This window comes from Burkholderia sp. Ed8, assembly GCF_040761425.1.
Classification (GTDB): Bacteria; Pseudomonadota; Gammaproteobacteria; order Burkholderiales; family Burkholderiaceae; genus Burkholderia; species Burkholderia seminalis.
This window is the reverse complement of the sequence record NZ_CP142889.1, coordinates 694,276-714,294: the sequence shown is the minus strand read 5'-3', so window position 1 is coordinate 714,294 and position 20,019 is coordinate 694,276. Positions and strand designations below refer to the sequence as shown.

Sequence of the window (20,019 nt, the reverse complement as noted above, 5' to 3'; positions counted from 1 at the left end):
TGGACGGCCCGCCGCATAGTCTGCTGCGGCGGTCGCGCAAAACGGCAATTTGCACGCGTGCCGCGCGCGAATACGCGGCAACTGCGGTTTTTGACGGTGATTAAATGATTCTCATTGAACGTTCGCCGATCGACATTGCCGGCATGCACAAGAAGGATCCAATGAAACTGGAATCGTACTGGCTGGATACCCGCCCCGCGTTTCGCGCCGGAAGCGTTGGTCCCGTCGAAGGGCGGGCCGACGTCGTCGTGATCGGCGGCGGTTTCACCGGCTTGTCGGCGGCGCTCGCGCTCGCGCAGCGCGGCGTGTCGGTGGTCGTGCTCGAAGCCGCGCAGGTGGCCGGCGAGGCGTCCGGCCGCAACGGCGGCCAGTGCAATACGGGCGTCGCGCAGGACTACGCGTCGCTGGCCGCGCGCATTGGCGCCACGCAGGCGAAGCAGTTTTATCTCGCGTACGAAAGCGCGGTGAAGAGCGTCGAGACCATCGTGACCGAACAGGCGATCGATTGCGATTTCCGGCGCGCCGGCAAGCTGAAGCTCGCCGCGAAGCCGCAGCACTTCGCCGGGCTCGAAAAGACCTTCGATGCGTTGCGCCGCGACGTCGATCCCGACATCGAGCTGATCGAGCCGTCGCGGATCCGCGATGAAATCGCATCCGACGGTTTCTACGGCGGGCTCCTGCAGCGCAACGGCGCGCAGATGCACATGGGCAAGTTCGGCGTCGGCCTCGCGCAAGCGGCCGTGCGTGCCGGCGCACGCGTGTACGAGCAGGCGGCCGTCACGCAGCTCGACCGGCTCGACGGCGAGCGTCACTCGATCACCAGCACCCGCGGCACGATCGTCGCCGATCGCGTGCTGGTCGCGACCGGCGCATCGCAGCACGGCCCGTTCGCGTGGTTCCGGCGGCGCATCGCGCCGGTCGGCAGCTTCATCGTCGTCACCGAGCCGCTGGCCGACGCGCAACTGAACCGGCTGTTCCCGCATCGCCGCGCGTACGTGACGTCGCGCCAGATCGGCAACTACTTCCGCGTGACGCCCGACAACCGGCTGCTGTTCGGCGGCCGCGCGCGTTTCGCGATGTCGAGCCCGCGCTCGGATACGAAAAGCGGCGACGTCCTGCGCGCCGGCATGGCCGGCTACTTTCCGGAACTGGCCGACGTGCGGCTCGACTACTGCTGGGGCGGCCTCGTCGACATCACCGCCGACCGGCTGCCGCGCGCGGGCCAGCACGACGGGCTCTATTACTCGATGGGCTACAGCGGCCACGGCGTGCAGATGTCGGTGCACATGGGCCGCGTGATGGCCGACGTGCTGTATGGCGCAGCCGCGTCGAACCCGTGGCGCGAGCTCGAATGGCCGGCGATACCGGGCCATTTCGGGCACGCGTGGTTCCTGCCGCTCGTCGGCGCGTATTACCGGATGCAGGATTTCCTGCACTGAAGCGAGCGCCCGGGAGGATACGACATGACAGTGCAACTCGTTGGCTCGTCTCGTGTCGCGCGGCCCGTCTCGCCGGCGATCGGCGACGTGCTGCGCGCGATCGATGCATCGTTCGCGCAGCCGCTGAACCTCGACACGCTCGCGGCGGTGGCCGGATTGAGCGTGTCGCGTTTCACCGCGCGCTTTCGCAGCGAAACCGGCTTGTCGCCGCACCGGTATCTGTGTCTGGTGCGGGTACGCCGTGCGCAGGATCTGTTGCGCGCCGGTCTCGCGCCGTCGGTCGTCGCGACCGACGTCGGTTTCTTCGATCAGAGCCATCTGTGCCGGCATTTCCGGCGGGTGCTCGGGATCACGCCGCGCGATTACGTGGTCGCGCGGGCAGGCGGTGCGACGGCGCGCACGTCTTCGACGCGCAGGCATGCCGAGCGCCGCGAAGCGTCGTGTCACGCGGCGTAGGCGCACACACGCACGGTTCGCATGCCGGGGAGGTCCGGCGGCAGAGCCGGCGAACGACGATTTCCGATATCGCGCGGCGGCGTTCAACCGCACCGCCGCGCGCCGCACAGGAGCAGATATGACCGCAGTTTTCGTGTTGCACCGCGCCGATGGCGCGCCTTCGTCAACCGTATTTCGCCAGCAGGCGTTCGGCGCGAACGATCCTTTCGCGCAAGCCCGGGAGATCGCGTGGGAAGGTCCTGACGCGATGGCCGCCGGACGTGTCGCGTTCACCGGCGAACTCGACGTGGTGAGCTTTCCGCACATCGAAACCATCGCGATCATCGAGGGCGAGCTGACGCTCGAAGCGGCCGGCGCCGCGCCGCTGGTGCTGAGCCCGGGAGACGGGGCCGTGATCGGCGGCGGCACGGCGCTGCGCGTGACCGCGGCATCGCGCGTGCTGTTCACGTTCTGCGCCGCCGCGTGCGCGGCACCGACCCGGCGCGGCGTGTTCGCGCTGCGAGCCGATGCCGACTTCAAGCCGTCGGCCACGCTGCCGGCGGAGGTGCTGCTCGGCCCGGCGCCGCAGTGCCGCAGCGACAACGTGTTCGTCGACGACGGCGCCGCGTACTGCGCGGGCACGTGGGATTCGACGCCCTATCACCGGATCGTCCGGCCGCATCGCGTGAACGAATTCATGTTCCTGCTGGACGGCGACGTACGGTTCGCCGCGCCGGACGGCAGCGTGCTGTCGCTCGGCGCCGGCGATGCGCTGTTCGTGCCGCAGGGCACGCCGATCGGGTGGGAAAGCAGCGAACGCGTGGCGAAGTTCTACGTCGTGCAGACCGTCAACGCATCCACCGAGCGAGCCTGAGCATGACTCCTCCGCTACGCCATATCGAAACCCCGGCCACGCTGCCGGCTTCGGCCGATGTCGTCGTGATCGGCGGCGGCATCATCGGCGTCTTCACCGCCTACTATCTGGCCCGGCGCGGCGTATCGGTCGCGCTCGTCGAGAAGGGGCGCATCGGCGCCGAGCAGTCGAGCCGCAACTGGGGCTGGTGCCGGCAGCAGAACCGCGATGCGCGCGAGTTGCCGATGGCAAGCAAGAGCATCGACCTGTGGGAACGATTCGCGATCGAATCGGGCGAGGACACGGGTTTTCATCGCTGCGGCCTGTTGTACCTGAGCAATGACGAGGCCGAGCTGGCCCGCTGGGCCAGCTGGGGCGAGTTCGCGAAGACGGCGGGCGTGGCGACGTACATGCTCGACGGCAAGCAGGCCACCGAGCGCGGGCACGCGACCGGGCGGCCGTGGAAAGGCGGCGTGTTTTCGCCGACCGACGGCACGGCCGACCCGGAAAAGGCCGCGCCGGCCGTCGCCGCAGCGCTGATGAAGCTCGGCGGCAGTGTCCACCAGTACTGCGCGGCGCGCGGCATCGAACGCGAGGGCGGACGCGTGAGCGCCGTCGTCACGGAGTCCGGCGTGATCAAGACCAAGACCGTCGTGCTCGCGGGCGGCGCCTGGGCGTCGTCGTTCTGCCGCCAGCTCGGCATCCGTTTTCCGCAGGCGTCGATCCGTCAGTCGATCCTGAGCGTGTCGCCGGTCGAGCATCCGCTGCCGGATGCGATGTACACGTCCGGCGTGTCCGTGACGCGCCGCAGCGACGGCCGTTACGCGCTGGCGATCAGCGGCCGCGCTCGGGTGGACCTGACGCCGCAGTTCCTGCGATTCGCGCCGCAATTCGTGCCGATGTTCGCGAAGCGCTGGCGCAATCTGCTGCCGGGCGGGCTCGAAGGGCTGCGCGGCGGTCATGAAACGCTGAAGCGCTGGCGCCTCGATGCGCCGACGCCGATGGAGGCGGTCCGCATCCTGGATCCGAAGCCGGACATGTCGACGGTCCACGAAACCTACCGCCGCGCCGTCGAACTGATGCCCGAACTTCGCGACGCGAAGATCACGCACGCGTGGGCCGGGTTCGTCGACAGCACGCCGGACGGCGTGCCGGGCATCGGCGAAGTGCCGGGCGTGCCGGGGCTGATCCTCGCGGCGGGCTTTTCCGGCCACGGCTTCGGGATCGGGCCGGGCGCCGGGCACCTGATCGCGGATCTTGCGACGGGCGCGCCGCCGCTGGTCGATCCGGTGCCGTACCAGCCGGCCCGGTTCAGCGATTCCGCATGGGGCAAGGTCGCCGATTTCTGATGCAAGGCCGCGACGCTCGCACGCGAGCGGCCGGACCGGCGCGGCGAACCTTCGCCGGCCTGACCGTCCGGCGCGGCCACCTGGGAGTGACGAATGCGTTTCGGTTCCTACTGGCTCGATACGTCGGAGCCATTCGCGAGCAACTCGCCGGCGTTGCGCGACGGCAGTTGCGACGTGCTGGTGGTGGGCGGCGGGATCACCGGCTCGGCGGCCGCACTGGCGCTGGCCAGGAAAGGGGCGCGCGTGATCGTCTGCGAGGCGGGCACCGTCGGGCAGGCGGCATCGGGACGCAACGGCGGTATGTGCAACAACGGCTTCGCGCAGGATTACGCGGCGCTGTCGCAGCGCATCGGCACGGAACTGGCCAATCGGCTCTATCGCGCGTTCGACGCAGGCGTCGATACGGTCGAGCGGCTGGTCAGGGAGGAGTCGATCGATTGCGATTTCGTGCGCCGCGGCAAGCTCAAGCTCGCGGCGAAACCTGAGCATTACGACAAGCTCGCGCGAAGTCAGGCACTGCTCGCGGCGAGCGTGGATCCCGACACGCGCATGGTGACGAAAGCCGAGCTGCGTGACGAGATCGGCTCGGACCGTTATCACGGCGGCCTGCTGTTCGGCAAGAGTGCCGGGATGCACGTCGGCCGTTACGTGCGTGGCCTGGCACGCGCCGCGCAAGCGCGCGGCGCGCACGTCCTCGAGCATGCGCCGGTGCTCGGGCTGAAGCGGCAAGCGGGCGGCGCTTACGCGGCGCGTACGCCGCTCGGCGAGATCCGTGCGCGCCAGGTGCTGCTCGCGAGCGGCATTTCGCAGGTCGGCCCGTTCGGCTGGATTCGCCGCAGGATCGTGCCGGTCGGCGCGTTCATCATCGTCACCGAGCCGTTGCCGGACGACCTGCTCGACCGGCTGTTGCCGACGCGCCGGATGGTCACCGACACGAAGAACTTCGTCAATTTCTTTCGCGTCACGCCCGACAACCGGATGCTGTTCGGCGGTCGCGCGCGGTTCGCCGCGTCGAATCCGCGTTCGGACGAAAAGAGCGGGGCGATCCTGCGGCAGCAGCTGGCCGCCGTGTTTCCCGAACTGGCCGGCGTACGCATCGACTACTGTTGGGGCGGGATGGTCGACATGACCGCCAACCGACTACCGCGCGCGGGCGAGCGCGACGGCGTGTACTACGCGATGGGCTATAGCGGCCACGGCACGCACATGGCCACGCTGATGGGCACGCTGATGGCGGAGATCATGGACGGGCGCGCGGATCTCAACCCCTGGAAAGACTTCGACTGGCCGGCCATTCCCGGGCACTTCGGCAAACCCTGGTTCCTGCCGTTCGTCGGTGCCTGGTATCGACTCAAGGACACGCTGCAATGAATTTTCCTGTTGTTCACCTGATGCAAAACGGAAGGCTCGATCGCCTCTTCATCGACGGCGACTGGGTCGTGCCCGACGGCGGCGACCGGTTCGTGGTCGTCAGCCCGTCCACCGAAGACGGACTGTGCGAAATCCCGCTCGGCAACGCGCGCGACGCCGACCGGGCCGTCAGCGCCGCGCGCAGAGCCTTCGAACCGTGGGCGGCCACGTCGCCGCAGGCGCGCGCCGCGCTGCTCGATCGCGTGCATGCGTTGATGCTGGAGCGCGCGGAGCTGTTCGCCGCGGCGCTGGCCACGGAAATGGGCGCGCCGATCAGCTATGCGCGCGCCGCGCACGTGCCGCTCGCGGCCGAGCATATCCGCGTCGCGCGCGACAATCTCGCGCGTTATCCGTTCGTCTCGCGGCGGGGAACGACCGCGATCGTGCGCGAGCCGATCGGCGTGTGCGCGCTGATCACGCCGTGGAACTGGCCGATCTACCAGATCACGGCGAAGGTCGGCCCGGCGCTCGCTGCCGGCTGTACGGTCGTGCTGAAACCCAGCGAGCTGTCGCCGCTCAGCGCGCTGCTGTTCGCGGAAGTGATCGCCGATGCGGGCGTGCCCGCGGGCGTATTCAACCTGGTGAGCGGCGACGGCGCGGTGGTGGGCGCCGCGCTGTCTTCGCACCCGGAAGTCGACATGGTGTCGATCACCGGCTCGACGCGTGCCGGCGTGCTGGTGGCGCAGGCGGCGGCGCCGACCGTCAAGCGCGTCGCGCAGGAGCTGGGCGGCAAGTCGCCGAACATCGTCTTGCCGGATGCGGACCTGCAGCGGGCCATTGCGCCCGGCGTGGCCGCCGCGTTCCGGAACATGGGTCAGTCGTGCAGCGCGCCGACCCGCATGATCGTGCCGCGCAACCTGCTCGGCACGGTCGAGGCGCTGGCTCTCGCGGCCGCGCAGAAACTGGTGGTCGGCGATCCGTTCGCGGAGACGACGACGCACGGGCCGCTTGCCAATCGCGCGCAATTCGGCCGGGTCGCGCAGATGATCGACGCGGGCCTCGACGAACGGGCGAAGCTGATCGCCGGCGGTCCCGGCCGGCCGGAAGGGTTCGACAAGGGCTTTTATGCGCGGCCGACGATTTTCTCCGACGTCCGCACCGACATGACGATCGCGCAGCAGGAGATCTTCGGTCCGGTGCTCGCGATTCTTCCCTACGATACCGTGGACGAGGCGATCGCCATTGCGAACGACACGGTCTACGGGCTGGGCGCGCATGTGCAGGGCACCGACAAGGCGCAGGCGCGCGCGGTGGCCGCGCGCATCCGGGCCGGCCAGGTACACCTGAACTACCCGGCGTGGGATCCGCAGGCGCCGTTCGGCGGATACAAGCAGTCGGGCAACGGCCGCGAGTACGGGATCGAAGGGATGGAGGAATATATGGAAATCAAGTCGATCCTCGGATTCGACGACTGAAGCTGTCGCCGCACGCGATGCGGCGGCGGTCCCGATTTGAACCGGTTTGCCTGGCAGAGGTGCCGACTTGGAAAACATCGTCATCCCCGACACGTCGCTGGACCTGCATCACGCGCACTGGGCGACATTGCGCCGCGATCTGCATGCGCACCCCGAACTGCGATTCGAGGAACACCGGACGGCCGACGTCGTCGCCCGCGAGCTCGAGGCGCTCGGCTACGCGGTGTCGCGCGGGCTCGGCGGCACGGGCGTCGTCGCGAGCCTGCCCGGCGCGGACCCGCGCCGCGGCATCGTGCTGCGCGCGGATCTGGATGCATTGCCGATTCACGAAGCGAACGACTTCGCGCATGCGTCGTGCACGCACGGAATCATGCATGCGTGCGGGCACGACGGCCATACCGTCATGCTGCTCGGCGCCGCGCGCATCCTGAAGGACTTGCCGCAGCTGCCGGGCGCCGTGCATTTCGTGTTTCAGCCCGGGGAAGAGGGCGGTGCGGGCGCGCGCAAGATGATCGACGACGGGCTGTTCGATCGCTACCCGACGGAAGCCGTATTCGGCATGCACAACTGGCCCGGCCTGCCGGCCGGGCATTTCGGGATGCGCACCGGCCCGATCATGGCCGCGGGTTCCCGTTTCCGGATCACGGTCACCGGCAAGGGCGCGCACGCGGCTCAACCGCACCTGGGCATCGATCCGGTGCCGCTCGCGTGCGCGATGGTGCTGCAGTGCCAGACCATCGCCGCGCGGCACAAGGATCCGGTCGATCCGGCCGTCATTTCCGTCTGCATGTTCCAGGCGGGCACGACGGACAACGTCATTCCGGACAGCGCGGAGCTGCGCGGGACGATTCGCACGCTGTCGTCCGAATTGCAGCAACGGCTGCAGCGCGATGTCCGGCTCGTATGCGAAGGGCTGGCCGCCGCGCATGGCGCGCAGGTCGACGTCGAGTTCTTCCAGTACTATCCGGCGACCGTCAACACGCCGGCCGAGACGGCGCTGTGCGAAACGGTCGTTCGCGACACGTTCGGCGACGACCGCCTGTTGCGCGACGTGCCGCCGAACATGACGTCCGAAGACTTCGGCTTCATGCTGGAAGAGCGGCCCGGCGCTTACGTGCTGATCGGCAATGCGCCGGCCGGAATGGATGCCCCGTCGCTGCATCACCCGAAATACGACTTCAACGACGACATCATTCCGGCGGGCGTCCGCTATTGGGTCGCGCTGGCGCAGCATTATTTCAGGCGCTCGCCGTGACGGCAGGCGCGAGGTCGAGGCAGTCGACAGCCCGATCACGTTGAAGGGGTATTCGCCAACCGGGCATTGACGCCCGGTTGGCGCGCGGCGGGCGCTCGAATCGCCGCGGCCGCACGCGGTGAGTGCCGCCGCCGCCGTTGCGGGCAAGGCGGCAAGCCGGCCGAGCACGCTCGGACTTGGTCGGCAAAGTGCGTCGACGTGGTCGCACTGTGGTCAGTCATCCTATAACAAAACGGGGCGCTACGAAAGAAGGCGATTGGCCGTCAGGAAATCGCCCCGCCCCTGTTCGATCCGAATCCCGCCCCGTTTCCGGAAAACGTTTCGCCAAAAACGCGCAAAAACAGAGGGAACGATTCCCCGATTCACGCCAAAAACCCCTGATGGTAACGGTCATAGGGGTATGCACCAAGTGAGTTAAACGGTTAACCGACGTACATTCGCTCGACACGTCATACGACGTATGACTCTGCGGTTCAGCGGAGCGTCTCGCCGACGCATGTGCCTGCCGACGGATCGCCGCACAACAACGATCGACCATCAAGGAGACTCACCATGAAGCACCGATTCACCGGCTCCCGTACCGCCCTGGCCGTCGCATTGATGGCCGGCTTCGCGATGTCCGCGCAGGCGCGCGTGTTCCGCTCGGCGGACGTGCACGGCGACAACTTCCCGACCAACATGGCCGTGAAGTTCATGGGCGACGAACTGTCGAAGGCGACGGGCGGGAAGGATTCGATCAAGGTGTTCGGCAACAGCGCGCTGGGCTCGGAGAAGGACACGGTCGACCAGGTGCGGATCGGCGCGATCGACATGGCGCGGGTGAACGGCGCGTCGTTCAACGAGATCGTGCCGGAATCGCTGATCCCGTCGTTTCCGTTCCTGTTCCGCGACGTCGACCATTTCCGCAAGGCGATGTACGGCCCGGCCGGCCAGAAGATCCTCGATGCGTTCAGCGCGAAGGGGATGATCGCGCTGACGTTCTACGAGAGCGGCGCGCGCTCGATCTACGCGAAGCGCCCGGTGCGCACGCCGGCCGACATGAAGGGGCTGAAGGTGCGCGTGCAACCGTCCGACCTGATGGTCGACGAGATCAAGGCGATGGGCGGCACGCCGACGCCGATGCCGTTCGCCGAGGTGTACACGGGCCTGAAGACGGGCCTCGTCGACGCGGCGGAAAACAACCTGCCGTCGTACGAGGAAACCAAGCACTACGAAGTGGCGCCCGATTACTCGGAGACGCAGCACGCGATGACGCCGGAAGTGCTGGTGTTCTCGAAGAAGATCTGGGACACGCTGTCGCCACAGGAGCAGGCGGCGATCCGGAAGGCGGCGGCCGATTCGGTGCCGTACTACCAGAAGCTGTGGACCGCGCGCGAGGCGTCCGCGCAGCAGATGGTGACGAAGGGCGGCGCGAAGATCCTGCCGGCCGCGCAGATCGACCGCGCGGCGTTCGTGAAGGCGATGCAGCCGCTGTGGACGAAGTATGAAAAGACGCCGCAGATGAAGCAGATCGTCGACGAGATCGAGGCCACCAAGTGACGCGTCGCACTTCCCTGAACGGCGCCGCGGCCGGCGGCTCGTCGGCCGCCGCCCCGGACGGCGCCGGGCCGGCGCGGCCGCACGCCGCGCCGTTCCTGCGCTGCGTGAACGACGTGCTGTTCCGCGTGCTGGCCGTGATCGCGTCGGCGTGCCTCGCGGTGCTCACGGTGCTGGTGTTCTACGCGGTCGTGATGCGCTACGTGTTCGAGAACGCGCCGGATTTCGTCGAGCCGATCGCGCTGCTGCTCGTGATCGTGATCGCGATGTTCGGCGCGGCGATGAAGGTGCGCGACGGCGGCCATATCGGCCTCGATTCGCTCGTGCGCCGGCTGTCGCCGAAGGCGCGCAACGTGGTCATCGGGATCCAGCACCTGAGCCTGATGGCGTTCGCGGTGATGATCATGGTCGGCTGCGGCAGCATGGCCGCCGAGACGATGGGCGACCGCATCCCGATCATCGGGCTGCCCGAAGGCGTGCGCTACCTGATCGCGATGCCCGCGGCGGTTGCGATCATCCTCTTCTCGCTCGAGCACCTGCTCGCGCTTCGTCGTTCTTCGTCGGGACAATAACGCCATGGAACTCGCGATCCTGTCCGTCAGTTTTCTGATTTTTCTCGTCCTCGGCGTGCCCGTGTCGTTCGCGCTCGGGATAGCCTGCGTGCTGACCTACATGGTCGAAGGCCTGCCGATCGCGACCGCGATGCAGGCGATGATCTCGGGGATGAACGCGTTCTCGTTCCTCGCGGTGCCGTTCTTCATCTTCTCCGGCGAACTGATGCTGCACGGCGGCATCGCGGACCGGATCCTGCGCTTCGCGCAGGCGACCGTCGGCCATTTCCGCGGCGGCCTCGGGATGGCGAACGTCGTCGCGTGCACGCTGTTCGGCGGCGTGTCGGGGTCGCCCACCGCCGATACGTCGGCGATGGGCGGCGTGGTGATTCCGCTGATGAAGCGCGAAGGCTACAGCGCCGCGTACGCGGTCAACGTGACGACGCACGCGTCGCTCGCCGGCGCGCTGATGCCGACGTCGACCAACATGATCATCTACGCGTTCGCCGCGCAGGGCATCACCGGCATGCTGCACGGCCAGCCGGTGAGCGGCGTGTCGATCGGCGACCTGCTGTTCTCGGGGCTGCTGCCGGTGCTGTGGGTGATGGGCTTCGTGCTCGCCGCCGCGTACTGGCAGGCCGTGCGTCACGGCTACCCGCGCCGCGAGGACGGCTCGTCCGCGCTGCCCGCGTTTCCCGGCTGGTATGCGGTGCTGCGCAGCTTCGTCGGCGCGGTGCCCGGGCTGATGGTGATCGCGATCATCCTCGTGTGCGTCGCGAAGGGCATCGCCACCGCGACCGAAGCGGCCGCGATCGCCGTCGTGTACTCGCTCGTGCTGACCGCGCTCGTCTACCGCACGCTGACGGCCGCGAAGCTGCGCCGCGCGCTGTCGCATGCGGCGCGCACGACGGGTGTCGTGCTGCTGCTGATCGCGGTGTCCAACATGCTGCGCTTCCAGATGTCGTACCTGGAGATTCCGGATGCGATCGAAGGGCTGCTCAAGCAGTCGACCGCCGCGCCGTGGCTGATGCTGCTGTACATCAACATCATCCAGGTGTTTCTCGGCACGTTCGTCGACATGGCCGCGCACATCCTGATCACGACGCCGCTGTTCCTGCCGATCGCGATGGCGTGCGGCGTCGGGCCGGTGCAGTTCGGGATCATGCTGCTGCTGAACTGCTCGCTCGGCCTCGTGCATCCGCCGATCGGGTCGGTGCAGTTCGTCGGCTGCGCGATCGGCAACGTGTCGATCGGCGAGACCACGAAGATGGCGTGGCCGTACTACCTCGCGATCTTCAGTGCGATCAACATCGTCACGTACATGCCGTTTTTCTCGACCTGGCTGCCGAGCCTGATCAGCGGGCACGCGGTGTTCTGACGCGCGCGATCGCGCGGCGGCAGCGTGATCACGTCAGCCACGCCGCGCACGTTCACGACCGCCCTCGAATCGGACAGCGTGGCCCGGATGCCGGCAAGCCGGGGATCGGCGTCCGGTTCGGACGCGGTGCCCGGGCCGGGCGGCTGTCGAAACGTCATGCGACAATTTCTCCGTGGCGCCGCGAACCGGCGTGTCAGTAGCGGACCCGTCCGATCAGGCCCGGCGGGTCGACGGCGTGCCGGACGGCGGCGGCAAGCTGCCGCTGCGCGTACGCGATATTGACCGGCCCGACGCCGCCCTACAGCGGGCTGTGCCGCATCGTGATCGACACCGCGAGCGCGACGGCCGTGACGGCGAGCAGCACGAGCGACAGCCAACGTGCACGCGCACGGTCGACGAACGTGTCGTCGACGAAACCGCCGTCCGGCCACGCGGTACGCATGATGCCGACCACCAGCACGCGGATGGGCGGCGCGGCCAGCCCGAGTTCCTCGCTCCACAGTCGCCCCACAGACGGCTACCTGCCGGCGACATCAGCGCCAGCACCGCGTCGATCGCGAAGAACAGGTCGATGCCGATCGCGATGCTGTTGCGTTTCGCGCGACGGATCAGCCAGGCGCCGTGCACGAGCGCGAGCATGCCGCCGATCAGGAACGCGTGCGTCCCGAGCAGGTCCGGCTGTTCGGGGCGCAGCCGGCCGTAGAACAGGGACACGTTCGCGGGCAGGGGGTTGCTTGCGTGCAGCAGGTAGCCGGTTATGGGATTGCTCGATGCCATTGGTGTCTTTCCTTCGTCGGAACAGCGTGGCGACGCGTCGTGCATCGGGATCGTCAGGTCGCTGAAGAACGGCAGCGGGTAGTCGGTGACGTTGCACGCGAGTTCGGCGGCCGTGAGCGACTGCCCGCGACCGTCACGAGCACGAGCGCCTGCAGCGCGATCATCGCCATCCGCGCGAGACGGGTAAGCACACGTACAGCTTGAACGTATTGCGTTCGCGCAGCGACGCGATCGCGGTGGTCGTCGAGTCGAGGCCGATCGCCGTCAACGCCATCACGAAGATGCCGGTCGCGAAGAGCGCGCCATGGTCGAACGGGCGGCGCGCGGGCGCCGCATTCTCGAAGCGCGCCTGCGCGGCCGGCAGCATCGTGCCACCGCTCCTCGATGCGATCGTGCCGCCGTGCTTCCGTCCGGACGTCAATTTCGTGGACCCGGTGCCTGCCGCGTCTCGCGCTGCGCTCGCGAGCCTGCCCGCCGACCGGCTGCGGCAGTCGATCGTCCCGCTCGGCCGGCTGATCTTCGGGCGGCCCGACACGCTGCCGGCGCGCCACCCGGTCGCGGTCAGCCTCGCGACGAAGAACTCGGCCAGCACGCCGACGTTGGCCGGCCGCGCCCGGGCGGACGGCGTGACGAAGGACAGGCCGTCTTTGGACGGGTGCCGGTTTCGCATTGGCGCGCGTTCGGGTACCGCCGCCGATCGGCCAGCCCGCGCAGGTCGATTACCGTCGTCGTGAACCTGCGCGCGATGCGGCGGATTTCAGGATTGTCATCCGGGCGTCAGCGTCGTGCCGGTCGCGATCACCAGAATGAAAGCGTCAGGCGGCGAATCGCATCCGCGGTTCCGCCGGCGGCGCATCGACGATGCGTCCTCATCGAACCGTTCTGGGGAGTTTCATCATGAATCGCAGATTGATCGCAGCTGCCGCGCTGCTCGCCCTCGCCATCGGCACGCCGGTTGCCGCTTTCGCACAGACGTCGTCATCGGGTCCGACCCGCGCCGACGTGATCGCCGATCTCGTTCAGGCGCAGCGTGATGGCACCGTGCCGACGTCGAACTGGGACTATCCGCCGAGCACGCAGACGATCGCGCGCAATCGCGAACTCTATGCAATTGCGCATGGCGAGCAGAGCACGGCGACCGCGTCGGTGTCCGTACCGGCCGCCAGCGCGCAGTAAGCGGGGAGTCGGGTGATGAAAAGCTTTTCCCGACTGGCGATCGCCGCGCTGCTCGCGGCGGCGGTCGCGCCCGCGTTCGCGCGCGGGCAGCCCCAATTGCCGAATGACGACGGCAGCCGCGCCAGCGTGCTGCGTGAACTGAACCCGACGCGCGCGCCTGGTGGGGCGCAATGCCGGTCCGCATCGGCCCCGGACCATCGTGACGGCAACGCGGGTGTGCCCGTCCCGGACGGGAGGACGTGAAGCTGCCCATTCACGGGCGAATGCGACGAAATGCCGGGATTGAAATGCCCGCTGCCGAGGTTTTCCGGAAGCCTGTTCACGGATGTGCCGTCCGGTACGCGATGTCGTCCGTGCCGGATCGATCGGCAAGCGCATGCCGATCGAGCGATCGAAGGATTTGCAGTCGGGCCGGTTCAGGCTTCCACCTTCGGGAACCCGGACCGCTCCGCATCGGCTTGCACACAACCCGACAACGAGCGGCACCGGATCGAAGTCGTGTTGATACACGGGGTGAGCGTTGGCGCACATTCGACGCGTGACGTCAGCCCTGGCGACCAACTGCTTTTAATCGCGCGCGCATGGCGAATCGGATCGACGGAAATGGCTCGTCGCGCGGCAGCGGCGATGCCGATCGAATCCGGAATTTGTCTAGTCATCCTTGCGATTGATCTGCACGAACTGCACCAAACCCGTGCCCGAATTCTCTTCGATGGGGCACGTGAAAGCCTTGAAATTAGGGGATTTCCCGCGTTTCCCCGGTTTTTTTTGATCATCGCTTGTATCGCCGTTTTTCTTCTTGCATGCTTGTATAGACAAATTCCTGAGGCGGCTTGCTGCACCGAAGGGATGGCGAACTTCAACGCAAGGAGAAATCTCGTGAACGGCAAGCGCATCAACTGGGCACTCAGGACGATCGGCATCATCGCGGCCGCGGCGGCAACGCTCGCGGCTCCCGTGCAGGCCAAGGAATGGAAAACGGTGACGGTCGCGCTCGAAGGCGGCTACGCACCCTGGAACCTCACGCTGCCCGGCGGCAAGCTGGGCGGTTTCGAACCGGAGCTGCTCGCCAACGTGTGCGAACGGATCAAGGTGCAGTGCAACATGGTCGCGCAGGACTGGGACGGGATGATCCCCGGCCTGCAGGCCGGCAAGTTCGATATCCTGATGGATGCGATTTCCATCACGCCGGACCGTGAAAAGATCCTGCTGTTCTCGCGTCCGTACGCGGCGACGCCCGCGACGTTCGCCGTCACCGACACCAAGATCCTGCCGAAGGCCGCGCCCGGCGCGCCGATCGTCAAGCTGACGGGCGACGCCAATGCCGACAAGCCCACCGTCGACGCGCTGCGCAAGCAGCTGAAGGGCAAGACGATCGGCATCCAGTCGGGCACCGTCTACACGAAATTCATCAACGACAGCTTCAAGGACATCGCGTCGATTCGCGTGTACAAGACCTCCCCCGAGCGCGATCTCGACCTCGTCGCCGGGCGCATCGACGCATCGTTCGACGACGTCACGTACTACGCGGCGAACAACGCGAAGAAGGACAACGCGTCGATCGTGCTCGCGGGTCCGAAGCTCGGCGGGCCGATCTGGGGGCCGGGCGAAGGGCTTGCGTTCCGCAAGCAGGATGCCGACCTGAAGACGAAGTTCGATACGGCGATCGGCGCGGCGCTCGCGGACGGCACGGTGAAGAAGCTCGCCGACAAGTGGTTCAAGACCGACGTCACGCCGTAAGCGCGCATTGGGCCGCCGCCGCGTAAGCGACACGCGCGGCGCGCGGCGGCCGGCATCCTGCCGATTCACTCAACGCTTGCCGGGAGGCACGCATGGCGATTCTTGAAATGCTCGGCTTCGGAACCGAAGGCTGGGGCGGCGTGCTGCTGCTCGCCGCGCTGATGACGGTGGCGCTGACGCTCGCCGCGCTCGCGGTCGGCGCGGTGATCGGCGCGGCGATCGCGGCGGCCAAGCTGTCGCGCTACCGCAGCGCCCGGCTGCTCGGCGACCTGTACACGACGGTATTTCGCGGCGTGCCCGAACTGCTCGTCATCTATCTGTTCTACTTCGGCGGCTCGACGCTCGTCACGGCCGTCGGCCAGTGGTTCGGCGCGGAAGGATTCATCGGCGTGCCGCCGTTCGTGATCGGCGCGCTCGCGGTCGGGATGATTTCGGGCGCCTACCAGGCGGAGGTCTATCGCGCGGCGGTGCTCGCGGTGTCGAAGGGCGAGCTCGAGGCGGCACGCTCGATCGGCATGCCCCGCAGCATGGTGCTGCGCCGCATCCTGGTTCCGCAGGTGCTGCGCTTCGCGCTGCCCGGTATCGGCAACGTATGGCAATTGAGCCTGAAGGACTCGGCGCTGATCTCGGTCACCGGCCTGGCCGAGCTGCTGCGCACGAGCCAGATCGCCGCCAATTCGACCCACCAGTACTTCGTGTTCTTCGTCGCGGGCGGTGCGCTGTACCTGCTGATGACGGGCTTGTCGAACCGCGTGTTCAACCGGGCGGAAGCGATCGTCGGCCGGTCGTTCCGCCGCAATTTCGCGCGCAACTGACGGAGAACGCGCATGTCCATCGATTTCGGCTTTCTCCTCGATACGCTGCGCCAGCTGCTCGCGGCCGTGCCGACCACGCTCGGGCTGTTCTTCGCGTCGCTCGTGCTCGGCGGCCTGCTGTCGCTCGTGATCGTCACGATGCGCGTGTCGCCGCACTGGCTGCCGAACCGTTTTGCGCGCGCGTACATCCTGGTGTTTCGCGGCTCGCCGCTGCTGATCCAGATGTTTCTCGTGTATTACGGGCTCGGCCAGTTCGGCGTGATCCGCGAGAGCTTCATGTGGCCGCTGCTGCGCGAACCTTATGTCTGCGCGGTCCTGTCGCTCGCGCTGTGCACGGCCGGCTACACGGCCGAGATCCTGCGCGGCGGGCTGATGGCCGTGCCGGTCGGGCAGATCGAAGCCGGTTACTCGATCGGTCTGTCCGGTTTCGCGTTGTTGCGGCGCGTGATCGGCCCGATCGCGCTGCGCCAGTGCCTGCCCGCGTATTCGACCGAGGCCGTGCTGCTCGTCAAGTCGACCGCGCTCGCGAGCCTCGTCACCGTGTGGGAGGTGACGGGCGTCGCGCAGCAGATCATTCAGCAAACCTATCGGACGACCGAAGTGTTCGTTTGCGCCGCCGTCATCTATCTGGGCCTGAACTTCATCGTCGTGCGCCTGCTCGGCGCGCTCGAATGGCGGCTCTCGGCGCACCTGCGTGCGCCGAAGCCGTCCAGTGCGCCCGCGTCGGCCCGCAATGCCCGGCGCGTCGCCTCCTGAGCGCGCCATTCCTTCCTGGAGAATTCGATGAACACCGCTGCTCCCGTTGCGCTGTCGGTCAAGAACATCCACAAGTCGTTCGGCGATCATCATGTGCTGAAGGGCATTTCGCTCGACGCGCATGAGGGCGACGTCATCTCGATCCTCGGCGCGAGCGGATCGGGCAAGAGCACGTTCCTGCGCTGCCTGAACCTGCTCGAGACCCCCGACGACGGCTCCGTCGCGCTCGCGGGCGAGGAACTGGCGATGAAGCGCGCGCGCGACGGCAAGCTGCACCCGAGCGACCGCCGCCAGGTCGACCGGATCCGTTCGCAGCTCGGCATGGTGTTCCAGAACTTCAACCTGTGGTCGCACATGACGGTGCTCGACAACCTCGTCGAAGGGCCGCTGCGCGTGCAAAAGCGCAGCCGCGCCGAAGCGGTCGAAGAGGCCGAGGCGCTGCTGGCGCGCGTCGGCCTCGCGGACAAGCGCGGCTACTATCCTGCCCACCTGTCGGGCGGGCAGCAGCAGCGCGTCGCGATCGCCCGCGCGCTCGCGATGCATCCGAAAGTGATGCTGTTCGACGAACCGACGTCGGCACTCGACCCCGAGCTGGTCGGCGAGGTGCTGCGCGTGATGCGCTCGCTCGCGGAAGAGGGCCGCACGATGCTGGTCGTCACGCATGAAATGGGCTTTGCGCGGCACGTGTCGAATCGTGTGATGTTCCTGCATCAGGGCGAGGTCGACACGGACGGGACGCCCGACGCGGTCTTCGGCGGCCAGACCTCCGAGCGCTTCCGGCAATTCGTGTCGAGCCACCACGACCGCACCACCAACTGAGGCCGTCATGACCGTATTCCGCGCGGCACGGCCGCTCGACTGGCGCCAGGTTGCGGCGGTGGCGGCAGGCGCGCCGCTGGCATTGACCGACGACGCCCGCGCGCGCGTCGTCGCCGCTCGCGAACTCGTCGACGAAATCGTCGCGCGCGGCATTCGCGCGTACGGCGTCAACACGGGGGTCGGCGCGCTGTGCAACGTGATCGTATCGCCGGCCCAGCAGAGCGAGCTGTCGCGCAACATCCTGATGAGCCACGCGGTGGGCGTCGGCGTGCCGCTCGGCGCGGCGGAAACGCGCGCGATCATCGCGGCGGCGATCAACAATTACGTGCACGGGTATTCGGGCGTGCGGGTCGACGTCGTCGAGCAGCTCGTCGCGTTGCTCGAGCACGATTGCCTGCCCGAGGTGCCGGCGCACGGGTCGGTCGGCTATCTGACCCACATGGCTCACGTCGCGCTCGTCTGCATCGGTCACGGTCATGCGCGCCATCGCGGCGAGCGCATGCGCGGCGACGAGGCGCTGCGCCGTATCGGTCGCGAGCCGCTCGTCCTCGGCGCGAAGGAAGGGTTGAGCCTCGTCAACGGCACACCGTGCGTCACCGGCCTGGCCGCGCTCGCCCTCGCGCGCGCGGAACGGTTGCTCGACTGGGCCGACTGGATCGCGGCGATGAGCTTCGAGAACCTCGGCGGGCAACTCGCATCATTCGATCCGGCGTCGCTCGCGCTGCGGATTTCGCCGGGCATCGGGCAGGTCGGGGCGCGTTTGCGTGCGCTGCTGGCGGGCAGCGGGATGCTGTGCGCGGCGAGCGGCCGGCATACGCAGGATCCGCTCAGCCTGCGCACGATTCCGCACGTGCATGGCGCGGCGCGCGACGTGTTCGCCGTGACGGCGGAGGTGGTCGATCGCGAACTCGCGTCCGTCACCGACAATCCGATCGTCGCCGGCACGCGGGAGGCACCCGTCGCGCATTCGCAGGCCCATGCGGTCGGTGCGGGTATCGCGCTCGCGATGGACAGCCTCGCGGCCGCGATGGCCCAGGTCGCGGCGATCGCCGAGCGACGTCTCGACCGGCTCGTGAATCCGCTCGTCAGCGGGCTGCCGGCGTTTCTCGCGACGCCGGGCGGCAGTTGCTCCGGTTTCATGATCGCGCAGTACACGGCGGTCGCGCTGGTCGCGCAGAACCAGCGGCTCGCGGCGCCGGCGAGCCTCGACGGCGGTATCACGTCGGGGCTGCAGGAAGATCACCTGTGTCATGCGACGCCGGCCGCGCTGAAGGCGCTCGACATCATCGAAAATACGACGCGCGTGCTCGCGATCGAGCTGCTGGCCGCCGCGCAGGCATACGACCTGCAATCGGGCGAAACGGGGCGGGCCGCGTCGACCGATGCGTTGTGGCGGCAGGTGCGCGAACGCGTGCCGGCGTATCACGACGACCGGCCGCTCGCGGACGATATCGCGATCGCGGCAGGCATCGTCGCGGGCGTGCCGCCGTCGTTGCAGTGACGATGACCGGGCGCGGCGAATCATCCAATTTTCATTCGGTCGAGGGCGCATGAACGAAACGGAACGCGAACTTTCCGCCCGGCCGGCGCGTGCACTGCCGGCCTATCAGCAGATCAAGCGCTACGTGGTCGAACGGATCGCGAAGGGCGACTGGAAGCCCGGCGGCGCGATTCCCACCGAGGCCGAACTGGTCAAGGAATTCGGCGTGGCCCGGATGACGGTGTCGCGCGCGCTGCGCGAACTGACGGCCGAACGCGTGCTGACCCGCATCCAGGGAGCCGGCACGTTCGTCGAACGCCGGCATTACGAATCGACGGTGCTCGAAATCCGCAACATCGCGGACGAGATCGCGGAGCGGGGCCATCGGCACAGCGCGCGGGTGCTGCTGATCGAGCGCAGCGTCGACCCGGAAGCGATCGATGCGCTCGGGCTGCGGTCGGGGCCGGTGTTTCACTCGCGCATCGTGCATTTCGAGGAAGACGAGCCGATCCAGTTCGAGGATCGCTACGTCAATCCGGTCTTGTTTCCCGACTATCTCGAGCAGGATTTCACGCTCGAGACGCCGAATCACTACATGGTGCGACTGGCACCGATCCAGCGTGCCGAGTTCAGGATCTACGCGGAGAAGCCCAATGCGCAGGTGCGTCGGCACCTTGTGATGGAAATCGGCGAGCCGTGCCTGTTGTTGCGACGCCGTACCTGGGTGGGCGATCACGTCGCGACGTCGGTGCAGCTTTGGCATCCGGCGTCGCGGTTTCATCTGGCGGGCCGCGTCTAGGGGCGGCCGGGCTGGCATGCAGCGGCGTCGTGCGGG

The 20,019-nt window shown here is 67.8% G+C and carries 19 protein-coding genes and 1 pseudogene; 19 read left to right on the top strand and 1 reads right to left on the bottom strand.

Annotated elements, in window-relative coordinates:
- The first annotated feature begins 104 nt into the window (after window positions 1-104).
- The 10 genes from VXM69_RS37420 (at window position 105) to VXM69_RS37375 (ending at window position 11,621) form a co-directional block, all read left to right on the top strand.
- On the top strand, window positions 105-1,439 hold the full coding sequence (locus VXM69_RS37420) for an FAD-binding oxidoreductase (RefSeq protein ID WP_080288025.1): 1,335 nt from the start codon (window positions 105-107) through the stop codon (window positions 1,437-1,439).
- Between the two features lie 24 nt (window positions 1,440-1,463).
- On the top strand, window positions 1,464-1,895 hold the full coding sequence (locus VXM69_RS37415; RefSeq protein ID WP_027791940.1) for a helix-turn-helix domain-containing protein: 432 nt from the start codon (window positions 1,464-1,466) through the stop codon (window positions 1,893-1,895).
- Between the two features lie 118 nt (window positions 1,896-2,013).
- A complete protein-coding gene (locus VXM69_RS37410; RefSeq protein ID WP_367190480.1) occupies window positions 2,014-2,748 on the top strand; it encodes a cupin domain-containing protein in 735 nt (244 codons plus the stop codon).
- Between the two features lie 2 nt (window positions 2,749-2,750).
- Window positions 2,751-4,076, top strand: a complete 1,326-nt coding sequence (locus VXM69_RS37405; RefSeq protein WP_027791938.1) for an FAD-binding oxidoreductase — start codon at window positions 2,751-2,753, stop codon at window positions 4,074-4,076.
- Window positions 4,077-4,169: 93 nt separating this feature from the next.
- Entirely contained in the window at window positions 4,170-5,447 is a 1,278-nt protein-coding gene (locus VXM69_RS37400) for an FAD-binding oxidoreductase (protein ID WP_200161445.1), read from the top strand.
- On the top strand, window positions 5,444-6,901 hold the full coding sequence (locus tag VXM69_RS37395; RefSeq protein WP_367190479.1) for an aldehyde dehydrogenase family protein: 1,458 nt from the start codon (window positions 5,444-5,446) through the stop codon (window positions 6,899-6,901). Before VXM69_RS37400 ends, VXM69_RS37395 begins: the two co-directional genes overlap by 4 nt.
- A 67-nt stretch (window positions 6,902-6,968) precedes the next feature.
- On the top strand, window positions 6,969-8,156 hold the full coding sequence (locus VXM69_RS37390; protein ID WP_367190478.1) for a M20 aminoacylase family protein: 1,188 nt from the start codon (window positions 6,969-6,971) through the stop codon (window positions 8,154-8,156).
- A gap of 552 nt (window positions 8,157-8,708) precedes the next feature.
- Window positions 8,709-9,695 carry a TRAP transporter substrate-binding protein gene (locus tag VXM69_RS37385; protein ID WP_367190477.1) on the top strand — a complete coding sequence of 329 codons (987 nt, stop codon included), beginning with the start codon at window positions 8,709-8,711 and terminating at the stop codon, window positions 9,693-9,695.
- Window positions 9,692-10,264, top strand: coding sequence for a TRAP transporter small permease (locus VXM69_RS37380; RefSeq protein ID WP_049035255.1), 573 nt, complete (start codon window positions 9,692-9,694; stop codon window positions 10,262-10,264). Before VXM69_RS37385 ends, VXM69_RS37380 begins: the two co-directional genes overlap by 4 nt.
- A 4-nt stretch (window positions 10,265-10,268) precedes the next feature.
- The gene (locus VXM69_RS37375) at window positions 10,269-11,621 is read left to right on the top strand and encodes a TRAP transporter large permease (protein WP_034191857.1); all 1,353 of its coding nucleotides are present in this window, start codon (window positions 10,269-10,271) and stop codon (window positions 11,619-11,621) included.
- A gap of 298 nt (window positions 11,622-11,919) precedes the next feature.
- Here VXM69_RS37375 and VXM69_RS37370 read toward each other — a convergent pair whose 3' ends face one another.
- A complete protein-coding gene (locus tag VXM69_RS37370) occupies window positions 11,920-12,132 on the bottom strand; it encodes a hypothetical protein (protein ID WP_367190476.1) in 213 nt (70 codons plus the stop codon).
- A 619-nt stretch (window positions 12,133-12,751) separates the two neighbouring features.
- Here VXM69_RS37370 and VXM69_RS37365 point away from each other — a divergent pair.
- The 9 genes and pseudogenes from VXM69_RS37365 to hutC form a co-directional block, all read left to right on the top strand.
- Window positions 12,752-12,943 (top strand): annotated as a pseudogene (locus VXM69_RS37365) (alpha/beta hydrolase); the annotation flags it as partial.
- Between the two features lie 352 nt (window positions 12,944-13,295).
- Complete coding sequence (locus VXM69_RS37360; RefSeq protein WP_059562508.1) at window positions 13,296-13,574, top strand: DUF4148 domain-containing protein; 279 nt, start codon at window positions 13,296-13,298, stop codon at window positions 13,572-13,574.
- Window positions 13,575-13,589: 15 nt separating this feature from the next.
- On the top strand, window positions 13,590-13,817 hold the full coding sequence (locus VXM69_RS37355) for a hypothetical protein (protein ID WP_367190475.1): 228 nt from the start codon (window positions 13,590-13,592) through the stop codon (window positions 13,815-13,817).
- Between the two features lie 636 nt (window positions 13,818-14,453).
- Window positions 14,454-15,314, top strand: a complete 861-nt coding sequence (locus tag VXM69_RS37350; protein WP_049035238.1) for a transporter substrate-binding domain-containing protein — start codon at window positions 14,454-14,456, stop codon at window positions 15,312-15,314.
- Window positions 15,315-15,406: 92 nt separating this feature from the next.
- Window positions 15,407-16,129: an ABC transporter permease subunit gene (locus VXM69_RS37345; RefSeq protein WP_006405306.1), complete on the top strand. Its 723-nt coding sequence runs from the start codon at window positions 15,407-15,409 to the stop codon at window positions 16,127-16,129.
- Window positions 16,130-16,141: 12 nt separating this feature from the next.
- Window positions 16,142-16,885: an ABC transporter permease subunit gene (locus VXM69_RS37340; RefSeq protein WP_034191852.1), complete on the top strand. Its 744-nt coding sequence runs from the start codon at window positions 16,142-16,144 to the stop codon at window positions 16,883-16,885.
- A gap of 27 nt (window positions 16,886-16,912) precedes the next feature.
- Complete coding sequence (locus VXM69_RS37335; protein ID WP_059562514.1) at window positions 16,913-17,704, top strand: ABC transporter ATP-binding protein; 792 nt, start codon at window positions 16,913-16,915, stop codon at window positions 17,702-17,704.
- Between the two features lie 7 nt (window positions 17,705-17,711).
- On the top strand, window positions 17,712-19,205 hold the full coding sequence (gene hutH / locus VXM69_RS37330) for a histidine ammonia-lyase (protein WP_034191850.1): 1,494 nt from the start codon (window positions 17,712-17,714) through the stop codon (window positions 19,203-19,205).
- A 49-nt stretch (window positions 19,206-19,254) separates the two neighbouring features.
- Entirely contained in the window at window positions 19,255-19,983 is a 729-nt protein-coding gene (gene hutC / locus VXM69_RS37325) for a histidine utilization repressor (protein ID WP_034191849.1), read from the top strand.
- Window positions 19,984-20,019: the final 36 nt, after the last annotated feature.

Bases quoted from the DNA above. Each gene is read 5' to 3' on its own strand.
- VXM69_RS37400 (WP_200161445.1), top strand. From the start codon at position 4,170: ATGCGTTTCGGTTCCTACTGGCTCGATACGTCGGAGCCATTCGCGAGC.
- VXM69_RS37360 (WP_059562508.1), top strand. From the start codon at position 13,296: ATGAATCGCAGATTGATCGCAGCTGCCGCGCTGCTCGCCCTCGCCATC.
- VXM69_RS37375 (WP_034191857.1), top strand. From the start codon at position 10,269: ATGGAACTCGCGATCCTGTCCGTCAGTTTTCTGATTTTTCTCGTCCTC.
- VXM69_RS37420 (WP_080288025.1), top strand. From the start codon at position 105: ATGATTCTCATTGAACGTTCGCCGATCGACATTGCCGGCATGCACAAG.
- VXM69_RS37395 (WP_367190479.1), top strand. From the start codon at position 5,444: ATGAATTTTCCTGTTGTTCACCTGATGCAAAACGGAAGGCTCGATCGC.
- VXM69_RS37345 (WP_006405306.1), top strand. From the start codon at position 15,407: ATGGCGATTCTTGAAATGCTCGGCTTCGGAACCGAAGGCTGGGGCGGC.
- hutC (WP_034191849.1), top strand. From the start codon at position 19,255: ATGAACGAAACGGAACGCGAACTTTCCGCCCGGCCGGCGCGTGCACTG.
- VXM69_RS37340 (WP_034191852.1), top strand. From the start codon at position 16,142: ATGTCCATCGATTTCGGCTTTCTCCTCGATACGCTGCGCCAGCTGCTC.
- VXM69_RS37415 (WP_027791940.1), top strand. From the start codon at position 1,464: ATGACAGTGCAACTCGTTGGCTCGTCTCGTGTCGCGCGGCCCGTCTCG.
- VXM69_RS37410 (WP_367190480.1), top strand. From the start codon at position 2,014: ATGACCGCAGTTTTCGTGTTGCACCGCGCCGATGGCGCGCCTTCGTCA.
- VXM69_RS37385 (WP_367190477.1), top strand. From the start codon at position 8,709: ATGAAGCACCGATTCACCGGCTCCCGTACCGCCCTGGCCGTCGCATTG.
- VXM69_RS37355 (WP_367190475.1), top strand. From the start codon at position 13,590: ATGAAAAGCTTTTCCCGACTGGCGATCGCCGCGCTGCTCGCGGCGGCG.
- VXM69_RS37405 (WP_027791938.1), top strand. From the start codon at position 2,751: ATGACTCCTCCGCTACGCCATATCGAAACCCCGGCCACGCTGCCGGCT.
- hutH (WP_034191850.1), top strand. From the start codon at position 17,712: ATGACCGTATTCCGCGCGGCACGGCCGCTCGACTGGCGCCAGGTTGCG.
- VXM69_RS37335 (WP_059562514.1), top strand. From the start codon at position 16,913: ATGAACACCGCTGCTCCCGTTGCGCTGTCGGTCAAGAACATCCACAAG.